The organism is Isoptericola sp. NPDC058082 (genome assembly GCF_042885055.1).
Lineage (GTDB): Bacteria > Actinomycetota > Actinomycetes > Actinomycetales > Cellulomonadaceae > Isoptericola.
The window spans coordinates 320,185-338,118 of the sequence record NZ_JBHVSQ010000002.1; the positions used below are offsets into that span (position 1 = coordinate 320,185).

At 72.9% G+C, this 17,934-nt stretch carries 13 protein-coding genes; 1 reads left to right on the forward strand and 12 read right to left on the reverse strand.

Annotated elements, in window-relative coordinates:
• Window positions 1-2: 2 nt before the first annotated feature.
• From ACFVS0_RS04430 to ACFVS0_RS04485, 12 genes are all read right to left on the reverse strand, one after another.
• Window positions 3-950, reverse strand: a complete 948-nt coding sequence (locus ACFVS0_RS04430; RefSeq protein WP_430548765.1) for an ABC transporter permease — start codon at window positions 948-950, stop codon at window positions 3-5.
• Window positions 943-1,947, reverse strand: a complete 1,005-nt coding sequence (locus ACFVS0_RS04435) for an ABC transporter permease (protein ID WP_430562433.1) — start codon at window positions 1,945-1,947, stop codon at window positions 943-945. The genes ACFVS0_RS04430 and ACFVS0_RS04435 overlap by 8 nt, the downstream gene beginning before the upstream one ends.
• An 86-nt stretch (window positions 1,948-2,033) precedes the next feature.
• A complete protein-coding gene (locus tag ACFVS0_RS04440) occupies window positions 2,034-3,650 on the reverse strand; it encodes an ABC transporter substrate-binding protein (RefSeq protein ID WP_430562434.1) in 1,617 nt (538 codons plus the stop codon).
• A 662-nt stretch (window positions 3,651-4,312) separates the two neighbouring features.
• Complete coding sequence (locus tag ACFVS0_RS04445) at window positions 4,313-4,897, reverse strand: hypothetical protein (RefSeq protein ID WP_430587275.1); 585 nt, start codon at window positions 4,895-4,897, stop codon at window positions 4,313-4,315.
• 178 nt (window positions 4,898-5,075) lie between these two features.
• Complete coding sequence (lat, locus tag ACFVS0_RS04450; protein WP_430587276.1) at window positions 5,076-6,434, reverse strand: L-lysine 6-transaminase; 1,359 nt, start codon at window positions 6,432-6,434, stop codon at window positions 5,076-5,078.
• 58 nt (window positions 6,435-6,492) lie between these two features.
• Window positions 6,493-6,948, reverse strand: a complete 456-nt coding sequence (locus ACFVS0_RS04455; protein ID WP_430587277.1) for an Lrp/AsnC family transcriptional regulator — start codon at window positions 6,946-6,948, stop codon at window positions 6,493-6,495.
• 7 nt (window positions 6,949-6,955) lie between these two features.
• Complete coding sequence (locus ACFVS0_RS04460) at window positions 6,956-8,839, reverse strand: ABC-F family ATP-binding cassette domain-containing protein (RefSeq protein ID WP_430587278.1); 1,884 nt, start codon at window positions 8,837-8,839, stop codon at window positions 6,956-6,958.
• 81 nt (window positions 8,840-8,920) lie between these two features.
• Entirely contained in the window at window positions 8,921-11,986 is a 3,066-nt protein-coding gene (locus tag ACFVS0_RS04465) for an alpha-mannosidase (RefSeq protein ID WP_430587279.1), read from the reverse strand.
• 45 nt (window positions 11,987-12,031) lie between these two features.
• Window positions 12,032-12,952 (reverse strand): carbohydrate ABC transporter permease, encoded by a 921-nt coding sequence (locus ACFVS0_RS04470; protein WP_430548744.1) that lies wholly within the window; start codon window positions 12,950-12,952, stop codon window positions 12,032-12,034.
• Entirely contained in the window at window positions 12,952-13,890 is a 939-nt protein-coding gene (locus ACFVS0_RS04475) for a carbohydrate ABC transporter permease (RefSeq protein ID WP_430584587.1), read from the reverse strand. Before ACFVS0_RS04475 ends, ACFVS0_RS04470 begins: the two co-directional genes overlap by 1 nt.
• 4 nt (window positions 13,891-13,894) lie before the next feature.
• The gene (locus ACFVS0_RS04480; protein WP_430548742.1) at window positions 13,895-15,256 is read right to left on the reverse strand and encodes an ABC transporter substrate-binding protein; all 1,362 of its coding nucleotides are present in this window, start codon (window positions 15,254-15,256) and stop codon (window positions 13,895-13,897) included.
• Between the two features lie 135 nt (window positions 15,257-15,391).
• Entirely contained in the window at window positions 15,392-16,639 is a 1,248-nt protein-coding gene (locus tag ACFVS0_RS04485) for an ROK family protein (protein WP_430587280.1), read from the reverse strand.
• Window positions 16,640-16,787: 148 nt separating this feature from the next.
• Here ACFVS0_RS04485 and ACFVS0_RS04490 point away from each other — a divergent pair, with 148 nt between their 5' ends.
• Window positions 16,788-17,783, forward strand: a complete 996-nt coding sequence (locus ACFVS0_RS04490; RefSeq protein WP_430587281.1) for an acetylxylan esterase — start codon at window positions 16,788-16,790, stop codon at window positions 17,781-17,783.
• Window positions 17,784-17,934: the final 151 nt, after the last annotated feature.

Below are 17,934 nucleotides of genomic sequence, written 5' to 3' on the forward strand. Positions count from 1 at the left end.
GGTCACCGGAGCCTCGGGTCGAGGGCGTCGCGCAGGGCGTCGCCGAGGGCGACGAGCGCCAGGACCGTGAGGACCAGGCACCCGAGCGGGTACAGGAGCAGGTACGCGTACCCGCCGGTCACCCAGTCCGCACCGTTCGTGATCATGATCCCCCAGCTGATGGCGGGCGGCCGCACCCCGATGCCGAGGAACGCCAGCACCGCCTCGGTGCTGATCACGCCCGCGATCGCCGTCGGCACGAGCGCCGTGACCGGGCCGATCGCGTTGGGCAGCACGTGCCGCACCATGACGCGCAGGTCGGAGGCGCCCAGCGCGCGCGCCGCCGTCACGTAGTCGAGGTTCTTGGCCTCGAGGGTGGCCGCGCGCACGTAGCGCGCGTAGGCCATCCAGCCGAACAGGGTCAGCACCACCGCCGGCAGGAGGATGACGTCGAACGTGCCGCCGCCCACGCTCACCTTGCGGAACAGCGTGAGGAGCAGCAGGGCGGCGAGCAGCAGCGGGATCACGAGGAACACCTCGATCGTGCGGGACACCACCGTGTCCACCCACCCGAGGTAGTACCCGGCCAGCAGGCCCAGCGTGACGCCGATGACGAGGGACGCGCCCACCACCACGAACGCCAGCGTCAGCGACGGACGGGCGCCGTGCACGAGCTGGGCGAGCAGGTCGCACCCGTGCACGTCGGTGCCGAGCGGGTGCTCCGACCCGAGGCCCTGCGGGCGGATCTTCGAGTTCCCGATGACGCAGCTCTGCGGGTTGGTGCTGGTGAACAGCCGGGGGAAGGCCGCCATCACGGCGAAGAAGACCACGACGACGGCCGCGGCGATCACGTCGGGCCGGCGGCGCAGACGGCGCCAGGCGTCCCCGCCGAGCGACGTCGACGCGTCGACCGCCGGCGCGTCCGGGGTGGTGGTGGCCGCCGTGGGTTCGGGTGCGGTGCGGTCAGGCATAACGGATCCTCGGGTCCAGGGCGGCGTAGGCGATGTCGACGACCAGCATCACGACGACCGTCACCGCGGCGAGGATCGTCACGATGCCGAGGATGAGCGCCACGTCCGCGGCGCGGACGGCCTCCCAGAGCACCCCACCCATGCCGTAGATGTTCATCATCCCCTCGGTGACGACGGCGCCCGCGAGCGCCTCGGTGAACGTCAGGCCGACGGCGGTCACGACCGGCACCGCGGAGTTGCGCACCACGTGGTGGGTCACGACGTGCCGCTCGTTCAGTCCGCGCGAGCGCGCCGTGCGCACGTGGTCACCCGCGTACGACTCGAGCTGGCTCGCCCGGACCAGGCGGATGAACGCCGCCGACCCGGCCAGGCCGAGCAGGATGCCGGGCACGAGCAGGGTCGCCCACGGGTGGTCGTCGTCGAACGACGGCCTGAACCACAGGGCGGGCAGGCTGTCCGCACCGAACGTGTCCTCGGCCCAGCCGTTCAGCGGCACCGCGAACACGTACCGGTACACGAGCAGCAGCACGAAGATGGGGAACGCGTCGATGAGCACCGACGTGAGCCGGATGCCGTGGTCCGCGGACCGGTCGCGCCGGCGCGCCGCCATCGTGCCGAGCCCCATCCCGAGCACGAACCACACGATCGTCACCACGAGGAACAGCTTGAGCGTGTTCGGGGCGGCGGTCGCGACGATGTCCGTCACCTCGCGGCCCCGCAGGTTGGTGCCGAAGTCACCCTGCGCGTACTGCCCGAGCCGCTCCACGAACGGGCCCAGGCACGGGTTGCCGGTCTGGTCGTAGCAGGGGTCGTCGAGGCCGTAGCGCGCCTCGACCGCGGCGAGCTGCGACGCGGTCGGCACCTTGTCGCCGAAGAACGCCAGGGCGGGGTTGCCGTTGAGCTGGATCGCGAACGTCGTGAGCAGGTGCAGCACGAACATCACGAGCAGCAGGGTCGCCACCCCCAGGAGGGAGCGGCGCAGGATGTAGCGGCCCATTCACAGAACTTTCTGGTGGTGATGCCGGTCAAGCCTGTCGGGACCCTGTGACGCGGTCCCGACAGGCCCGACCGACGACGTGGTGACTAGCCGTTCGTGACCTCGAGGAGGCGCAGCTTGGGCTCACCGCTGAACGGGTCGAGCACGACGTTCGACACGTTCTCGCTGTAGTAGTCGGTGTTCTGCGCGACGAAGAGCGGGATCGTCGGGAAGTCGGCCGCGAGGATCTTCTCCGCCTCCTGGTACTGGGTGATCGCCTCGTCGAGCGTCGCGGCCTCGTCGCCGGCCTGGATCGCCGCCTCGAAGTCCGCGCTGTAGTACCCGAACTCCACGTTGCCGTTCTTCTCGTCACCGCTGCCGTACACGGGGGCGAGGTAGTTCTCGTTCAGCGGGTAGTCCGGGAACCAGTTGGCGCGGAACGGGCCGTCGAAGTCGCGGGCCGCGCGCCGGGCGAAGTAGTCCGGTGTCGCGTCGAGCTCGTACGGGATGCCGAGGGTCTCCTGGATCGAGTCGCCGACCGCCTTGAACAGCTCCTGCTCGGTGGCGTCCTGCCCGAGGTGGATGGTCAGCTTCTCGCCGTCGGGCCAGCCGCCGGCCTTCTCCAGCGCCGCCTTGGCGGCGTCCGGGTCGAAGGTGCACCACTCGCACGTGCCGCCGGTGCCGCCGGGCACGACGTCGGGCACCACCCAGCTGTCGGCGGGCACGCGCTGGCCGGGCAGGAGGGCGTCGATGATGCCCTGCCGGTCGACGGCGAGCGAGATCGCCTTGCGGAACTCGACGTCATCCCACGGCCCGTCCTCGTAGAGCGGGAAGGCCATGTAGGTCAGCGCGGCGCCCGGACCCTCGACGTACCGCTCCTGCAGGTCGGGGTCGTTCGCCGCGGCCTGCTGCTCGGCGGGCGGCGGCACCGCGAAGTCGAGGTTGCCGGCCTGGAAGTCCGGCCAGTTGTCCTCACCCGTGTACTCGGTCCACTCGATGGTGCCGTACTCGGGCGTCTCCTCGAGCGTGTAGTCGTCCCAGCGCTGGGCGGTGAGGTTCACGCCCTGGTCCCACTTCTCGACCTGGAACGGGCCGTTGCCGATCGGCTGGACGGCGCAGGCCTCGATGTCGTCGAGGCACGCCTGAGCGATCGGGAAGAACCCGGTGTAGCCGAGCATGGTCCCGAAGCCGGCGAACGGGCCCGTCAGCGTGACCTCGAGCGTCTGCGGGTCGACGACCTTCAGGCCCGACAGCGTGTCGGCCTCGGGCTCCTTGGTGACGTTCCCGTCGTCGTCGGTCTCGCCCTGCATCTCCTCGTAGCCGGTGATGCGCTCGAAGAAGTAGTTGTTCGCCATGGCGTTCGGGCCGTACGCAGCGTAGTTCCACGCGCGGGCGAACGCGTCCGCGTCCACCGGCTCGCCGTTCTGGAACGTCAGGTCCGGCTTGATCGTGATGGTCCAGACCGTGTTGTCCTCGGTCTCGACGCTCTCGGCCACGTAGTTGTACGGCTCGGTGGTCTTCGGGTCGTACCGGACCAGCCCGTCGTAGACGACGTCGAGCACCGAGATGTTGTCCCCGACGTTCGAGTCCATCGGCAGCAGCGTCTCGACGTCCTGCGAGAGCGACAGGTGCAGCGTCGCGTCCGGGTCGCTGCCGCCGCCTCCCCCGCCGCCGTCCGTGCCGTCGTCGTCGCCGCCGCCGCCGCCCGAACAGCTCGCCAGCACCAGCGCTACCGCTGTCGCCGTGGCTGCCGCTGCAGCCCTTCGCCCCATCGTCACCGGCTTCTCCCCACGTCCTGGTCGCTCAAGGCGCCGTTGCCCTGCCGTGCTCACGTCGTCGTGCACGGTCGCCGCCCCCGACAGAGCGGGCACGACGACGTTGCCGTGGAACATATCGCCATCATGGCCTCCCGTGGTGAAAATCACTGTTAAGGATGGGTAACGATCGACCGCGTGTCGCGCTGCTGACCCGGCTCGTCACGACGGCAGCTCCAGCCCACGGCGGTAGTTCGAACTGCCGCGGTGGGACAGAACTGCCGCGCCGACCCTGCCCTCGACAGGGCGCACGCTCCCGACCGTGGACGATGACGCCCGCGCCGTGCTGATCGCACGCCATCACGACCGTGCCGAGCTGCGGCGCGCCGTCGAGGCCTGCCGGAGCGCCGGGTGGAGCGCGACGGGCTGCCGATCACGGACCTGCCCCGGACGGTCGTCGACTGCGTGACGACCATGCACCCGCCGGGTGGCCTCGTCGTCGCCGACTGAGCCCTTGGACAGCAGTCCGGGTGGGTCGGCCTCACCCCGGGCCGTCAGGGGCAGGCTCATGGGTGGTGCACGACCGAGCGGCCCGTACGTTGAGGCGCAACTCGGCCACGACGCCGGGCCGGTCAGCGGGCGACGGCGGCTCCGGCCAGGTCCACGACGGCGGCCGTCACGGCGTCCAGCGTCGCTGCCGTCAGGCCGGGGTCGCCGTCGACCTCGAGCGAGTGGTCGCCGCCGTCCACCTCGAGCACGCGCACCCCGGACGCCGCGGCCAGCGCGCCGTCCCAGAGCGCGTCTGCGGTGCCGCCCACCAGCAGCGCCGGCACGCCCGACGCGCCCAGGCCCACGCAAGCGGCACGCACCTCCGGCGCCCGGTCGGTCGTGAGCAGCGGCGTCAGCCACGCGCCGGGCAGCCCCAGCTCGACGGCGACGGGCAGCGCCAGCGTGCCGAGCGACTTCGCCAGCACCAGGTGCACCGCGTCCGGCGCGGCGGCGACGCCGTCACGCAGCACGTCGGCGTACGCCCGCCGCGCCACGTCGAAGTCCGGGCGCTCGCCCCACACCACGCTCCGCACCGTCCACCCGGCCGCGCGCAGCGCCGCGGAGGGCCGCGCCAGCACCGGCCCCTCCGCCGTGTACCCCAGGCCCGGCAGCACCGTCAGCACCAGGCCCGGCTCGCCGTCGTCCACCACCACCCGATGACCGCTCACGGCCCGAGCCTGTCACGACGCCGGCCACGACGACCAGGACGCGAATAGAAGGCCGGGCGGGGGTTCGCGCGCACGGTAGTAGACGTCCCGAAGTGGAGGGCGCCCTGGCGCCCGTGAACGCTACCGTGCGCGCGAACCCCCGCCCGGCCGTCAACCGGAGCATGGTGTCGGCCGACGATCAGACTCGCGCCACCACACGACCGAGAGCCGCGACGGCGGCATCCAGCACCGACTCGTCGACGGTCAGCGCCGGCCGGAACCGCACGGACCGCTCCCCGCACCCGAGGATCAGGAACCCCTCGGCGTGCAGGCCGGCGAGGACGGCGTCGCGCACGTCCCGCGACGGCAGGGAGACGGCGCACATGAGGCCACGGCCGCGGGGGTCGGTGACGACGCCGGGGTGCGCGGCCGCCAGCGCTTCGAGCCGCGACAGCAGTCCCGCACCGACGCGCGCGGCGCGCTCGATCAGCCCCTCGGCCTCGATCACCTCGAGGATGCGGCGCGAGCGGACCATGTCGGCGAGGTTGCCGCCCCAGGTGGAGTTGATGCGCGAGGACACGTGGAAGACGTTGTCGTCGATCTCGTCGACGCGGCCGCCGGCCATGACACCGCACACCTGGGCCTTCTTGCCGAAGGCGACGACGTCGGGCTGCACGCCGAGCTGCTGGTAGGCCCAGGCGGTGCCGGTCATGCCGACGCCGGTCTGCACCTCGTCGAGGATGAACAGGGCGTCGTGCTCGCGGCACAGGGCCTGCATCGCCTGGAGGAACTCGGCGCGCAGGTGGTGGTCGCCGCCCTCCCCCTGGACGGGCTCGGCGACGAAGCAGGCGATGTCGTGCGGGTGGGCCTCGAAGGCGGCGCGTGCCTCGGCGAGCGCCTGCGCCTCGAGGGCCTCGACGTCGCGCGGGGTGCCGTCGGCGTCGTGCCCGGGGTACGGCGAGGAGATGCGCGGCCAGTCGAACTTGGGGAAGCGGGCGACCTTGCCGGGCTCGGTGTTGGTGAGGGACATGGTGTAGCCGGAGCGGCCGTGGAAGGCGTGCTGCAGGTGCAGCACCCGGGTGCCCAGCTCCGGCGAGCGGCCGTGCGCCTCGTTGTGCCGCGACTTCCAGTCGAACGCGACCTTGAGCGCGTTCTCGACGGCGAGGGCGCCGCCGTCGACGAAGAAGAGGTGCGGCAGCGCAGGGTCGCCGAGCACGCGGGCGAAGGTGTCGACGAACCGGGCGAGCTCGACGGTGTAGACGTCGGAGTTGGACGGCTTGTTGATCGCGGCGCGGGTGAGCTCCTCGCGGAACAGCGGGTCGCGGAACAGGGCGGGGTGGTTCATCCCCAGGGGGTTGGAGGCGAAGAAGGTGAACAGGTCGGTCCACTCGCGGCCGTCGCGGGCGTCGACGAGGGTCGAGCCGTGCGAGCGGTCGAGGTCGAGCACGAGGTCGAAGCCGTCGACGAGCAGGTGCTCGCGCAGCGACTCGAGGACGGCGGTGGCCTCGATCGAGCCGCCGACGCTGGAGGCTGTGCGCTGAGAGATTGTCTCGGTCATACCCTGACGGTAGAGGAGAACTTCCTGCCGAACCAGAGCATGACCGTAAGAAATCTTGTCAGTGTGCCAGCGGTCGTCCCTCGAAGTACGTCCGGAGCACCACGGTGGAGCGCGTGGACACGCTCGCCTCCCGCCGGATGACGCCGAGCAGGTCCTCGAGCGCCGACGGCGAGGACACCCGCACCAGCAGCAGATAGTTCGCGTTGCCCGCGACGGACCAGCAGGCCTCGATGCCCGGGACGTCGCGCAGCCGCTCGGGGGCGTCGTCGGCCTGCGACTGGTCCAGCGGCGTGATCTCGACGTACGCCGCGATCGGCAGCCCGACGGCGTCGGGGTCGACGACGGCGCGGTAGCCGGTGATCACCCGCCGCGCCTCCAGCTTGCGCACCCGCGCCTGCACGGCGGACTGCGACAGCCCCGTCACGCCCGCGAGCGCCGCCAGCGTCGCACGCCCGTCCTCGCGCAGCGCGCGCACGAGCGCTCGGTCGACGTCGTCCAGCACGTGGTCGTTCATGGGGCGATCATCCGGCCACCTCGGCGGACTCCAACCAGGCCATCTCGAGCTCCTCCTTCTCGGCGCCGAGCTCCCGGAGGCGCTCGTCGAGGGCCGCCACCGCGGTGTAGTCCGTCGGGTCGGCGGCGATCTGCTCGTGCAGAGTGTTCTCCTCGTCCGCAATCCGAGCCAACCTCCGCTCAATCCGTGAGATTTCCTTCTTGGCGGCCCGCACCTCCGCCGCGGAGGCCCCGGGCGGCGTCGTCGCAGGTCGCGCCGCGGAACCGGCGGTCCCGGCCGCGGCCGGCGGGGCGCCCGGTGAGGCGGCGTCCGCCGACGGGCCCGAGGTGCCCGCCCGGCGCAGCTGGAGGTACTGCTCCACGCCGCCCGGCAGGTCCCGCAGCGCGCCGTCGCCGAGCAGCGCCCACTGCCGGTCGCACACCCGCTCCAGCAGGTATCGGTCGTGGGAGACGACGATCAGCGTGCCGGGCCACCCGTCGAGCAGGTCCTCGACGGCGGCGAGGGTGTCGGTGTCCAGGTCGTTCGTGGGCTCGTCGAGCAGCAGCACGTTCGGCTCCGAGACGAGCAGTCGCAGCAGCTGGAGGCGCCGCCGCTCGCCTCCGGACAGGTCGCGCACGATGGTGTGCGCCCGCTCGCGGGTGAAGCCGAGACGCTCGGTGAGCTGCCCGGCGGTGAGCTCCTTGCCGTCGACGACGACGGTGCGCTTCTCGCGGTCCACGACCTGCACGGCGGTGAGGTGCCCGACGTCGTCGAGCTCGCCGACGTCCTGGGTGAGCTCCGCGACGTGCACCGTCTTGCCGCGCCGCACCCGACCGGAGTCGGGCTCGCGCCGCCCGGCGAGCAGCGAGAGCAGCGTCGTCTTGCCCGCGCCGTTCACGCCGACGACGCCGTACCGGTCGCCGGGGCCGAGGCGCCACGTGACGTCGTCGAGCAGCACGCGCCGCCCGGCCGCGTCGCGCGGCCCGGCCTCGTGGCCGTCCCGCGCGGGGACGGTGACGGTGACGTCCTCGAGGTCGAGCACGTCCTTGCCCAGGCGGCGGGTGGCCATCTGGGTGAGCTCGAGGGTGTCGCGCGGCGGCGGCTCGTCGTCGATGAGCGCGGCCGCGGCGTCGAGGCGGAACTTCGGCTTGGAGGTGCGGGCGGGCGCGCCGCGCTTGAGCCAGGCGAGCTCCTTGCGCAGCAGGTTGTTGCGCTTCTCGGCCGCGGTGGCGGCCTGCCGGGCGCGCTCGGCGCGCGCCAGGATGTAGGCCGCGTACCCGCCGTCGTACCCGTCGACGCCGCCGGAGCCGTCGCCCCGCACCTCCCACGTGCGGGAGCAGACCGCGTCGAGGAACCAGCGGTCGTGGGTGACGACGACGAGCGCGCCCGTGGCGCCCGGCCGGCCGTAGCGGGCGGCGAGGTGCTCGGCCAGCCAGGCGACGCCCTCGACGTCGAGGTGGTTGGTGGGCTCGTCGAGGAGCAGGACGTCCGGGTCCTCGACGAGCAGGGCCGCGAGCGCCACGCGACGCCGCTGCCCGCCGGAGAGGGTGGACGCCGGCTGGTCGAGGTCGAGGTCGGCCAGCAGGCCGGCGTGCACGTTGCGGATGCGCGCGTCGGACGCCCACTCGTGCGTCGCGTCGTCGCCGTGCACGAGGTCGCGGATCGTCGCCGCGTCGTCGTCCACGTCGCGCTGGACAAGCATGCCGAGGCGCGAGCCGCCCACCCGGGTGACGCGCCCGGCGTCGGGGGCCTGCGTGCCCGCGAGCAGACGCAGCAGGGTCGACTTGCCGGCCCCGTTGGGGCCGACGACGCCGATGCGGTCGCCGTCGTCGAGCCCGAGCGAGACGTCGCGCAGGAGGGTGCGGGTGCCGATGGTCAGCGCGATGCCGTCCGCGCCGAGGAGATGTGCCACCCGACGAGGGTAGTCGCCAAGCGGGCACGCGATCCGTCACGGTGTGCGGCCGGACACCGCGACGGATCGCGCGCCGCGCGGTCAGCGCCGCACGCGCAGCGTGACCACCTGGAACGGCGTCATCTCCAGCAGCACGGCGTCGCCGTCGCGCGCGGGGGCGCCGGCCGCGCCCGCCAGCGGGCGCTCGAGCAGGTCGGTCACCTCGACGGACGCGTGCGCGAACGCCGGCGCGACGCGCGCCCGCGCACGCCCGCCCCGGCTCTCGTAGAGCCGCACGACGACGTCGCCGCTGCCGTCCTCGGCCAGCTTGACCGCCTCGACGACGACCGCGTCGTCGTCGACTGTGACCAGCGGCTCGACGCCGTGGTCGCCGGTGACGACGCGCTCGGGCAGGTTGAGCGCGTAGCCGTGGCGCACGGCGTCGTCGATGCCGGCGCCGACGACCAGCTCGCAGGTCAGCTCGTGCTCGCCCTGGTCCGCGTCGGGGTCGGGGAACTTCGGCGCGCGCAGCAGCGAGAGGCGCACGGTGGTACCGCGGGCGCCCTGCGCGTCGGTCGCGTCGTCGGCCCGGGTGCGGGTGATGTCGTGCCCGTAGGTCGAGTCGTTCGCGACGGCCACGCCGAAGCCGGGCTCCCCCACGTGCACCCACCGGTGCGCGACGGTCTCGAACCGCGCGTGGTCCCAGGAGGTGTTGACGTGCGTGGGCCGGTGCACGTGCCCGAACTGGATCTCCGACGTCGCGCGCTCGGCCCGCACGTCGAGCGGGAACGCGAGCTTGAGCAGCTTCTGCCGCTCGTGCCAGTCGACGCGGGTCGTGATGCGCAGCCCGCGCCCGTCGACGGGGAGCGCGAGGTCCTGCTCGACGCGCGAGGAGCCGAACTCCCGCTGCACGCGCACGACCGGCCCGGACGCACCCTCGGCCACCTCGGCCTTCACCCCCGCGACGAGGTCGGTGGTGGCGCGCCGGTAGTGCTCGTCGATGTCCCACGCCTCCCACTCGTTGGGGACGTCGCGGTGCAGCTGGAGCAGGTTCGCCTTCGCGCCGGGCAGCACCGCCTCGCGTCCGCTCGCCCGGTCGACCGCCGAGACGACGTGCCCGTCCGGGTCGACCACGACGCGCACCAGGTCGTTCTCCAGCACCCAGCCGTCGCCGTCGGCCACCGGTGCCACGGTGCCCGCGCCGCGCGGGGCGTCGAGGGCCGCGGCGCCGAGCGCGGCGACGCCGTCGCGCGCGAACGGCCCGGCGTTCACGGCCACCGTCCGGTCACCCTCCCCGACCAGCGCCCGCAGCGCCTCGGCGACGATCTCCTCGAGCTCACGGGCGACCTCGGCGTAGTTCCGCTCGGCCTCGCGGTGCACCCAGGCGATGGACGACCCCGGCAGGATGTCGTGGAACTGCTGCAGCAGCACCGTGCGCCAGAGCCGCTGCAGCCGCTCGGCCGGGTAGTCGGCGCCGGTCCGCACGGCCGCGGTCGCGGCCCACAGCTCGGCCTCGCGCAGCAGGTGCTCGCTGCGCCGGTTGCCGCGCTTGGTGCGGGCCTGCGACGTGTAGGTGCCGCGGTGGTACTCGAGGTACATCTCCCCCGTCCACGTGGCCGGGTCCGCGTACTCCGCCCGGGCCGCGTCGAAGAAGGTCTGCGAGTCGGACAGCTCCACCCGCGGCGACCCCTCCAGGTCGTGGGTGCGCCGCGCGGCCGCGACCATCTCGCGGGTGGGGCCGCCGCCGCCGTCGCCGTAGCCGAACGGCACGAGCGACGTGTTGGCGCGGCCCTTCTCGGCGTACTGCCGCTCGGCGCGGTCGAGCTCCTCCGCCGACAGGTCGGAGTTGTACGTGTCGACCGGCGGGAAGTGCGTGAAGACGCGCGACCCGTCGATGCCCTCCCACCAGAACGTGTGGTGCGGCATCCGGTTGGTGTCGTTCCACGAGATCTTCTGCGTGAGGAAGTTGTCGCTGCCCGCCAGCCGGGCGAGCTGCGGCAGGGCGGCCGTGTACCCGAAGGAGTCCGGCAGCCAGACCTCCTTCGGCTCCACGCCCAGCTCCTCGATGAAGTACCGCTTGCCGGCCACGAGCTGGCGGGCCAGCGCCTCGCCGCCCGGCATGTTCGTGTCGGACTCCACCCACATGCCGCCCACGGGCACGAACCGGCCCTCGCGCACGCGCTCGCGGATCCGCTCGAACAGCTCCGGGAAGTGCTCCTGGACCCACGAGTACTGCTGCGCCGACGAGCACGCGAACCGCACGTCCGGGTCCTCGTCCATGAGCGACAGCACGTTGGAGAACGTGCGCGCGCACTTGCGAACCGTCTCGCGGGTGGGCCACAGCCACGCGGAGTCGATGTGGGCGTGGCCGACGGCGTGCACGCGGTGCGCCGACGCCGTGGCCGGGGCGGCCAGGGCCGGCGCGAGGGCCGCACGACCCGCGGCGGCGGTGCCGGCGACGTCGTCGGGGTCGACGGCGTCGAGCATGTCCTCCAGCGCGCGCAGCACCTCGGCCGCGCGGGGGCTCGTGCCGGGCAGCACCCGCACCAGGCCGTGCAGGGCGCGCACGTCCTGCAGCAGCTCCCAGGCCGTCTCGTCGACGAGCGCGACGTGCATCGTCCGCAGCGCGTAGATCGGGTCGGGCCCGGACGTCTCCCAGGCGCCCATCGGCGTGGGCCGGGTCCAGGCGCCTCCCGGCACGTCGGGGTTGGCGGCGGCCTCGACGTAGAGGTCGACGCGGCCGTCGGCGTCGAGCGCCTGCCCCTCGACGAGCGGCACGTGCTGGTTGCGCGGCTCGACGGCCTTGACGATCCGGCCGTCCGGGGTCCAGGCGGTGCCCTCGGCCTGGAAGCCCGGGCCGGCGCCGGTGAAGCCCAGGTCGACGACGAGCTCGACACGCGTGCCCGCGGGCGCCGCGTCGCCGGACCACTCGGCCGGGACGGCTCCGGTCACGTGGAACCACGTCGTGTCCCACGGCCGCCCCCAGGGGCTCCCGAGGGCGAACGGCGCGTACGTCGCCGCGACCGCGTCGGCGAAGGGCACGGGCTCCCCGCCGACGGTCCACGCCGCGACGTCGAGCGGCCGGGTCTCGCGCAGGACGGCGGGCTCCAGCCAGTCGCGGGTGAACCGCTCGAGGCGCGCGGTGGTGCGGGCGGTGGTGTCGTGCATGGATCAGGCTCCTGGTGACGGTGCGGGCGGTGGAACGGGGCTCGGTCAGCCCTTGACGGCGCCGGCGAGCGCGAACGAGCCGCCGGACAGCCGCGAGACGAGCACGTACAGGCCGACGGCGGGCAGGGCGTAGAGCATCGAGTAGGCCGCGAGCTGGCCGTAGGCGACCGAGCCGTACTGGCCGAAGAACGCGAAGATGCTCACGGCCGCCGGCTGCTTCTCCGGGGTCAGCAGCAGCACGAAGGGGACGAAGAAGTTCCCCCACGCCTGGATGAACACGAAGATGAAGACGACGGCGATGCCGGGCCGCATGAGCGGCAGCACGATGGTGCGCAGCGTGGTCATTGCCGACGCACCGTCGGTCCACGCCGCCTCCTCGAGGGAGATCGGCACGGAGTCCATGAAGTTCTTGGTCATCCAGATCGCCATCGGCAGCGACGTCGCGGCCATGAAGAAGGTGGTGCCGGCCAGCGAGTCGAGCAGGTTGAGCCGCACGAACAGCGAGTAGACCGGCACCATCATCGCCGTGATCGGCAGGCAGGTGCCGAACAGCACGGCGTACAGGAACGGCTTGTTGAAGCGCATCCGGTAGCGCGACAGCGGGTACGCCGCCAGCACGGACGCGACCACGGTGATGAGCCCGGTGCCCGCGGACAGCACGAACGCGTTCGCCAGCGGCACCCACGTCTGCTCGGGGGTCATGACGGCCGTGAAGTTCTCGAGCGTGAACGTCTCGGGCAGCCGGACGGCGAGCGTGGCGCTCGGGTCCAGCGACGCCAGCACGATCCAGCCGAGCGGCAGCAGGAAGCACAGCCCCACGACGACCAGCACGACGTTCGACAGCACGCGCGCGGCGCGCGGCCCGGGGGCGGCGACCGACGGCGTCGCCCGCCGTCGTGCGGGGGGCGCGCCGGCGACGTCGGGCACGGGGGAAGGGACGGACGCGGGGGCTGCGGTCTGGGCCATCAGTCGACCTCCGGCTTCAGGCTGCGGATGTACACGACGGAGAAGACGGCGCCGATCACCAGCATCACGGTCGCGATCGCCGTGCCGTAGCCGACCTGGGCGAACTTGAACGCCTCCTGGTAGGCGAGGATCGGCAGCGTGGAGCTGTCGGTGCCGGGGCCGCCGCCCGTCATCACGTAGATGAGGGTGAACACGGACAGCGTCTGCAGCGTCGTGAGCATGAGGTTGGTCGAGATGCTGCGCCGGATCGTGGGCAGCGTGACCCACACCAGGCGCTGGGCAGCGTTCGCCCCGTCGACCGTCGCGGCCTCGGTGATCTCCGGCGGCACCTCCGCGATCGCGGCGGAGTAGACCATCATCGAGAACGCCGTGCCCCGCCAGACGTTGGCGAGGATGACGGCGAGCATCGGGTACTCGAAGAGCCAGTCGGGGCCGGTGACCCCCACGCCCGCCAGCAGCGAGTTGAGCGTGCCGTCGGCGTGGAAGAACGCGTAGGCGGCGAAGGCGGCGACGATCTCGGGCAGCACCCACGCCGTCACGACGAGCGTCGAGACGACCGCCCGCACGGGCTTGAGCGCGGAGCGCATGAGCATCGCGAGGCCGAGGCCGGCCACGTTCTGCCCGATCACCGCGGATGCGATGACGAACAGCACCGTGAGCCACAGGGCCTTCGGGAAGTCGGGGTCGGCGAGCAGCGCGACGTAGTTGTCCAGTCCGACCCACTCGGGGGCGAGGGCGTTCGGGCCGGTGAGGGCCGCGTTGGTGAACGACCCGTAGAACGACCACACGACGGGGCCGAGCATGAACAGCGCGAGCAGGGCGACGGCGGGCAGCATCGGGACGAGGCGGCCGGCGGTGCGGCGCGCGTGCGCGCGCCGCACCGGCGACGGCCCCGCCCCCGGCCCGCCGACGGGGGCGGGGGCGAGGGTGGCGGTCACGTCGTCAGCCGTTCGTCGTGTTCTCTTCGCCGACCTGGGCGATCACGGCCTTGTCGTACACGGCCGCGGCCTCCTCCGGGGTCTGCTGCCCGGTCATGACCGACTCCATCGCCACCTGGATCGCGTTGGAGATCTGCGCGTAGTCGGACGTGGCCGGGCGGAAGTTCGTCACCTCGACGAGGTCGGAGAAGAACGGCACCGTCGGGTTCGCCTCGGAGTACGAGGGCTCCTCGGCGACGTCGGTGCGCACCGCGATCTGGCTGTTGTCGATCGCGTACCGCAGCGAGTTCTCCTTGTCGAGCGCGTGGGTGATGACGTCGAACGCCACGTCGGGGTTCTTCGACCCGGAGCCGATCGCCATCGTCCAGCCGCCCGACATGCTCACCGCGCCGGGGGCCTGGCCGTCCTGGGTGGGCATCGCGGCCGTGCCCATGACGTCGGTCCACTCGGGCCAGGGCGCCGTGCCCGCCTCGAGCCAGGTGCCGGGCATCCAGGACCCGTCGAGGGAGATGCCGAGCTTGCCCTTCGGGAGCCACTCGGCCGAGACCGTGTTGCCGACGTTCGGGTCGAGCGCCTGCTGCGGCGTCGGCGCGAGTCCCTCGGTGTAGATCGTCTTGATGAAGTCGAGCGAGTCGACGAACTCCTGCGACCCGACGATCCACTTCGACGCGCCGGTGTCGTAGAGCGTGCCGCCCGTGCCGTACAGCAGCATCTCGAAGCCCTGCATGGTGGAGCCCTCGCCCATCGGCTTGCCCGAGTAGACGTTGAGCGGGATGACCTCCGGGTCCGCCTTCTTGATCGCCCGGGCGGCCTCGAGGAGCTCGTCCCAGGTCTTCGGGGCCCAGTCCTCGGGCAGCCCCGCCTTCGCGAGCACCTCCTTGTTGAACCACAGCCCGCGCGTGTCCGTGCCCATGGGGACGCCGTAGGTCTTGCCGTCGTCGCCCAGCCCGGCCTGCTTGGCCTGGTCGACGAACTGGCCCCAGTCGTCCCACTCGGCGAGGTAGTCGTCCATCGGCAGCAGGTACCCCGCCTCGACGTCCGACTTGATCATGAACGTGTCCTCGTACATGAGGTCGGGCGCCGTCCCGGGCGCGCGGTTCATGAGCGCGAGCTTCGTGAAGTAGTCGTTCTGGCTGGCCTCGATCGGCACGAGCTCGATCGTGACGTCCGGGTTCTCCTTCTCGTACTCGGCCTTGACGTCCTTGAACAGCTCGTCGGCCTGGGTGAAGTTCCCGAACTTCTGGTACGCGATCTTGATCGTCGCGTCCCCGCTGCTGCCCTCGCCGCCCCCCGAGCCGCAGGCTCCGAGGGTGAGGACGAGCGCCGTGACCGCGGTCCCCGCGGCGAGGTGTCGTGCCAGTCGCATGCTGCTCCTTTGCCCACATGAGTGGCCCGACGACGCCGGGCCGGCTGACACGAATAACTCAAGCGAATTGAGTTATTGCTGTCAAGCATGCCGGCCCGGCGGTTCGAGGTCGGTCCTCGGTGGGGCGCCCGCGGGCTACGGGCGCACGAGAGCGCGCGCCGCGCCCCCGCCGACGAGCCCGGAGGGACGCGGCGTGAACAGCCCGTCGAGCACCAGGCTCGCCGCCCCCACCGCGCCGACGTGGTCGCCGACGGCGGATCCCAGCACCTCGACGGCGTGCACCTCGCGCAACGTCGCCTGCACCGTGAGCTCCCGCCGCACGACGGGCAGGTAGTGGGGGGCCAGCCGCGCCCACGCCGGGCCGCCGAAGACGACGACCTCCGCGTCCACGAGGTCGGCCACCACGGTGATCCCGCGCGCGACCCGCCGCGCGGACGTCGCGAGGATCCCCGCGGCGACCGCGTCGCCGTCCGCGGCGGCCCGGCACAGCGTCGTGAGGGCCGCGTCGAGCTCGGCCGGCGTCGACGCCGGGGTGCCCGGGGGGAGCACGCCGCCCGCGACGGCCTCGGCCACCAGCGTCGCGGGGGCGGCGGAGACGCCGATGCACCCCCGCTGGCCGCAACCGCACAGCGGGCCGTCGTTGTCGACCACCAGGTGGCCGACCTCACCGGCGTTGCGCGACGACCCCGCGAGGAGCTCGCCGTCGTGCGCCACCGCGACGGCGACGCCGAAGCCCGTGTAGAAGAAGAGGGACGTGCCGCGCAGCATCCGGTTGCCGCGCCACAGCTCCGCCACCATCGCCGCCGAGACGTCCTTGTCCAGCACGACGTCGAACCCCGTCGCGGCGGCCAGCAGGTCGCGCACCGGCACCTCCTCCCAGCCGTCCAGGAGCGGCGGGCGGATCACCGTGCCGGCGGCGAGGTCCACCGGCCCCGGCGCCGCCACCCCCAGCCCGAGGACGGCGGAGCGGTCGACGCCGGCCCGCTCGAGCATCGCGGCGGCCGCCGCGGCGACGGCCTCGGCCACCGCCCCCGGTCCGGCCGGCGTCGGCTCGACGACCTTCTCCACGGTGCGGCCGTCGAGATCCACGAGCACCGACGTCACCACCACCGGGTCGATGTGCACGCCGAGCGCGAACGCGCCCTGCGGCTCGAGGTAGAGCATGGTGCGGGGCTTGCCCCGGCCCTCGGCCCGGCGCTCCCCCTCGACGACGTACCCCAGCGCGATGAGCCGCGCCACGATGTTCGACACCGCCTGGAGGGACAGCCCGGAGCTCGCCGCGAGCTCGGTCCGGCTCGTGCCGCCGGACGCCCGCCGCACCTGGTCGAGCACGACCATCTGGTTGAAGTCGCCCACCCGCGGCAGGTTGGTCCCGCGTCGCACCGTGTCCTCACCTCGCCCGTCCGAGTGGTTGCAGCGTAGACGTCCGGGAACGGAATCGTTCTCCCTCGGCCCCGGCCGTCCCGGCTACAGTGCAGCCCGACACCGCACCGCTGCGGGAGGTCCCGCAGGAAGTCCCCGGAGGAACCCGATGGCCCAGTTCGACCTGCCCGTCGCCGAGCTCGAGGCGTACGTGCCCGAGATCGACGAGCCCGCCGACTTCGACGCGTTCTGGTCGCAGACCCTCGTCGAGTCCCGCGCGCACGACGACGGCCCGACGCTGGAGCGGGCGGACACCGGCCTCACGGAGCTCGTGGTGGACGACGTGACGTTCCCGGGCTTCGACGGGCAGCCGGTCAAGGCGTGGCTGACCCGGCCCGCGCGCCACGACGCCGCGGCCGACGGACCGCTGCCCGCCGTCGTCGAGTTCGTCGGCTACGGCGGCGGGCGCGGGCTGGCGCACGACCACCTGGGCCCCGCCGCCGCGGGCTACGCGCACCTCGTCATGGACACCCGCGGCCAGGGCTCCGGCTGGGGCCACGGCGGCGACACCCCGGACCCGGTGGGCAGCGGCCCGGCCTCCCCCGGCTTCATGACGCGCGGCGTCCTCGACCCGCACGAGCACTACTACCGGCGCGTCTTCACCGACGGCGTGCGGGCCGTCGACGCCGTGCGCCGCGTGGAGGGGATCGACCCCGCGCGCGTCGCCGTCGCCGGCACGAGCCAGGGCGGCGGCATCGCGATCGCCGTCGCCGGCCTGGTGCCCGACGTCGCCGCCGCCGTGCCGAACGTGCCGTTCCTGTGCCACTACCGCCGCGCCGTGCAGATCTCCGACGCGTTCCCGTACGGCGAGATCACGCAGTACCTGTCCGTGCACCGCGAGCACGAGGACGCCGTCTGGCGCACGTTCTCCTACCTCGACGGCGTCTCGTTCGCCCGCCGCGCCCGCGCGGCCGCGCTGTTCTCGACCGCCCTGCGCGACGACGTCTGCCCGCCGTCGACCGTGTACGCCGCGTACAACCAGTGGGGCGCGCTGGGCGAGACGGCGCCGGACACGGCGATCGACGTGTACCCCTACAACCGCCACGAGGGCGGCCAGGGCTACCGCTTCGCCCCGACCCTCGCCTGGCTGGCCAAGCACGTCTGACCGCCCCCGACCGCCCAGGTAGCCCGGGCCCCCGCGAGGTAGCACGAGACCTGCCGAGGTAGTCCGGGTCTCGGCGAGGTAGCACCAGACGTGCCGAGGTAGCTCGGGTCTCCGCGAGGTAGCACGAGAGGTGCCGAGGTAGTCCGGGCAT

Coding starts and splice junctions, on each gene's coding strand:
- ACFVS0_RS04430 (WP_430548765.1), bottom strand. CDS start 950: ATGCCTGACCGCACCGCACCCGAACCCACGGCGGCCACCACCACCCCG.
- ACFVS0_RS04470 (WP_430548744.1), bottom strand. CDS start 12,952: ATGGCCCAGACCGCAGCCCCCGCGTCCGTCCCTTCCCCCGTGCCCGAC.
- ACFVS0_RS04490 (WP_430587281.1), top strand. CDS start 16,788: ATGGCCCAGTTCGACCTGCCCGTCGCCGAGCTCGAGGCGTACGTGCCC.
- ACFVS0_RS04435 (WP_430562433.1), bottom strand. CDS start 1,947: ATGGGCCGCTACATCCTGCGCCGCTCCCTCCTGGGGGTGGCGACCCTG.
- ACFVS0_RS04480 (WP_430548742.1), bottom strand. CDS start 15,256: ATGCGACTGGCACGACACCTCGCCGCGGGGACCGCGGTCACGGCGCTC.
- lat (WP_430587276.1), bottom strand. CDS start 6,434: ATGACCGAGACAATCTCTCAGCGCACAGCCTCCAGCGTCGGCGGCTCG.
- ACFVS0_RS04465 (WP_430587279.1), bottom strand. CDS start 11,986: ATGCACGACACCACCGCCCGCACCACCGCGCGCCTCGAGCGGTTCACC.
- ACFVS0_RS04455 (WP_430587277.1), bottom strand. CDS start 6,948: ATGAACGACCACGTGCTGGACGACGTCGACCGAGCGCTCGTGCGCGCG.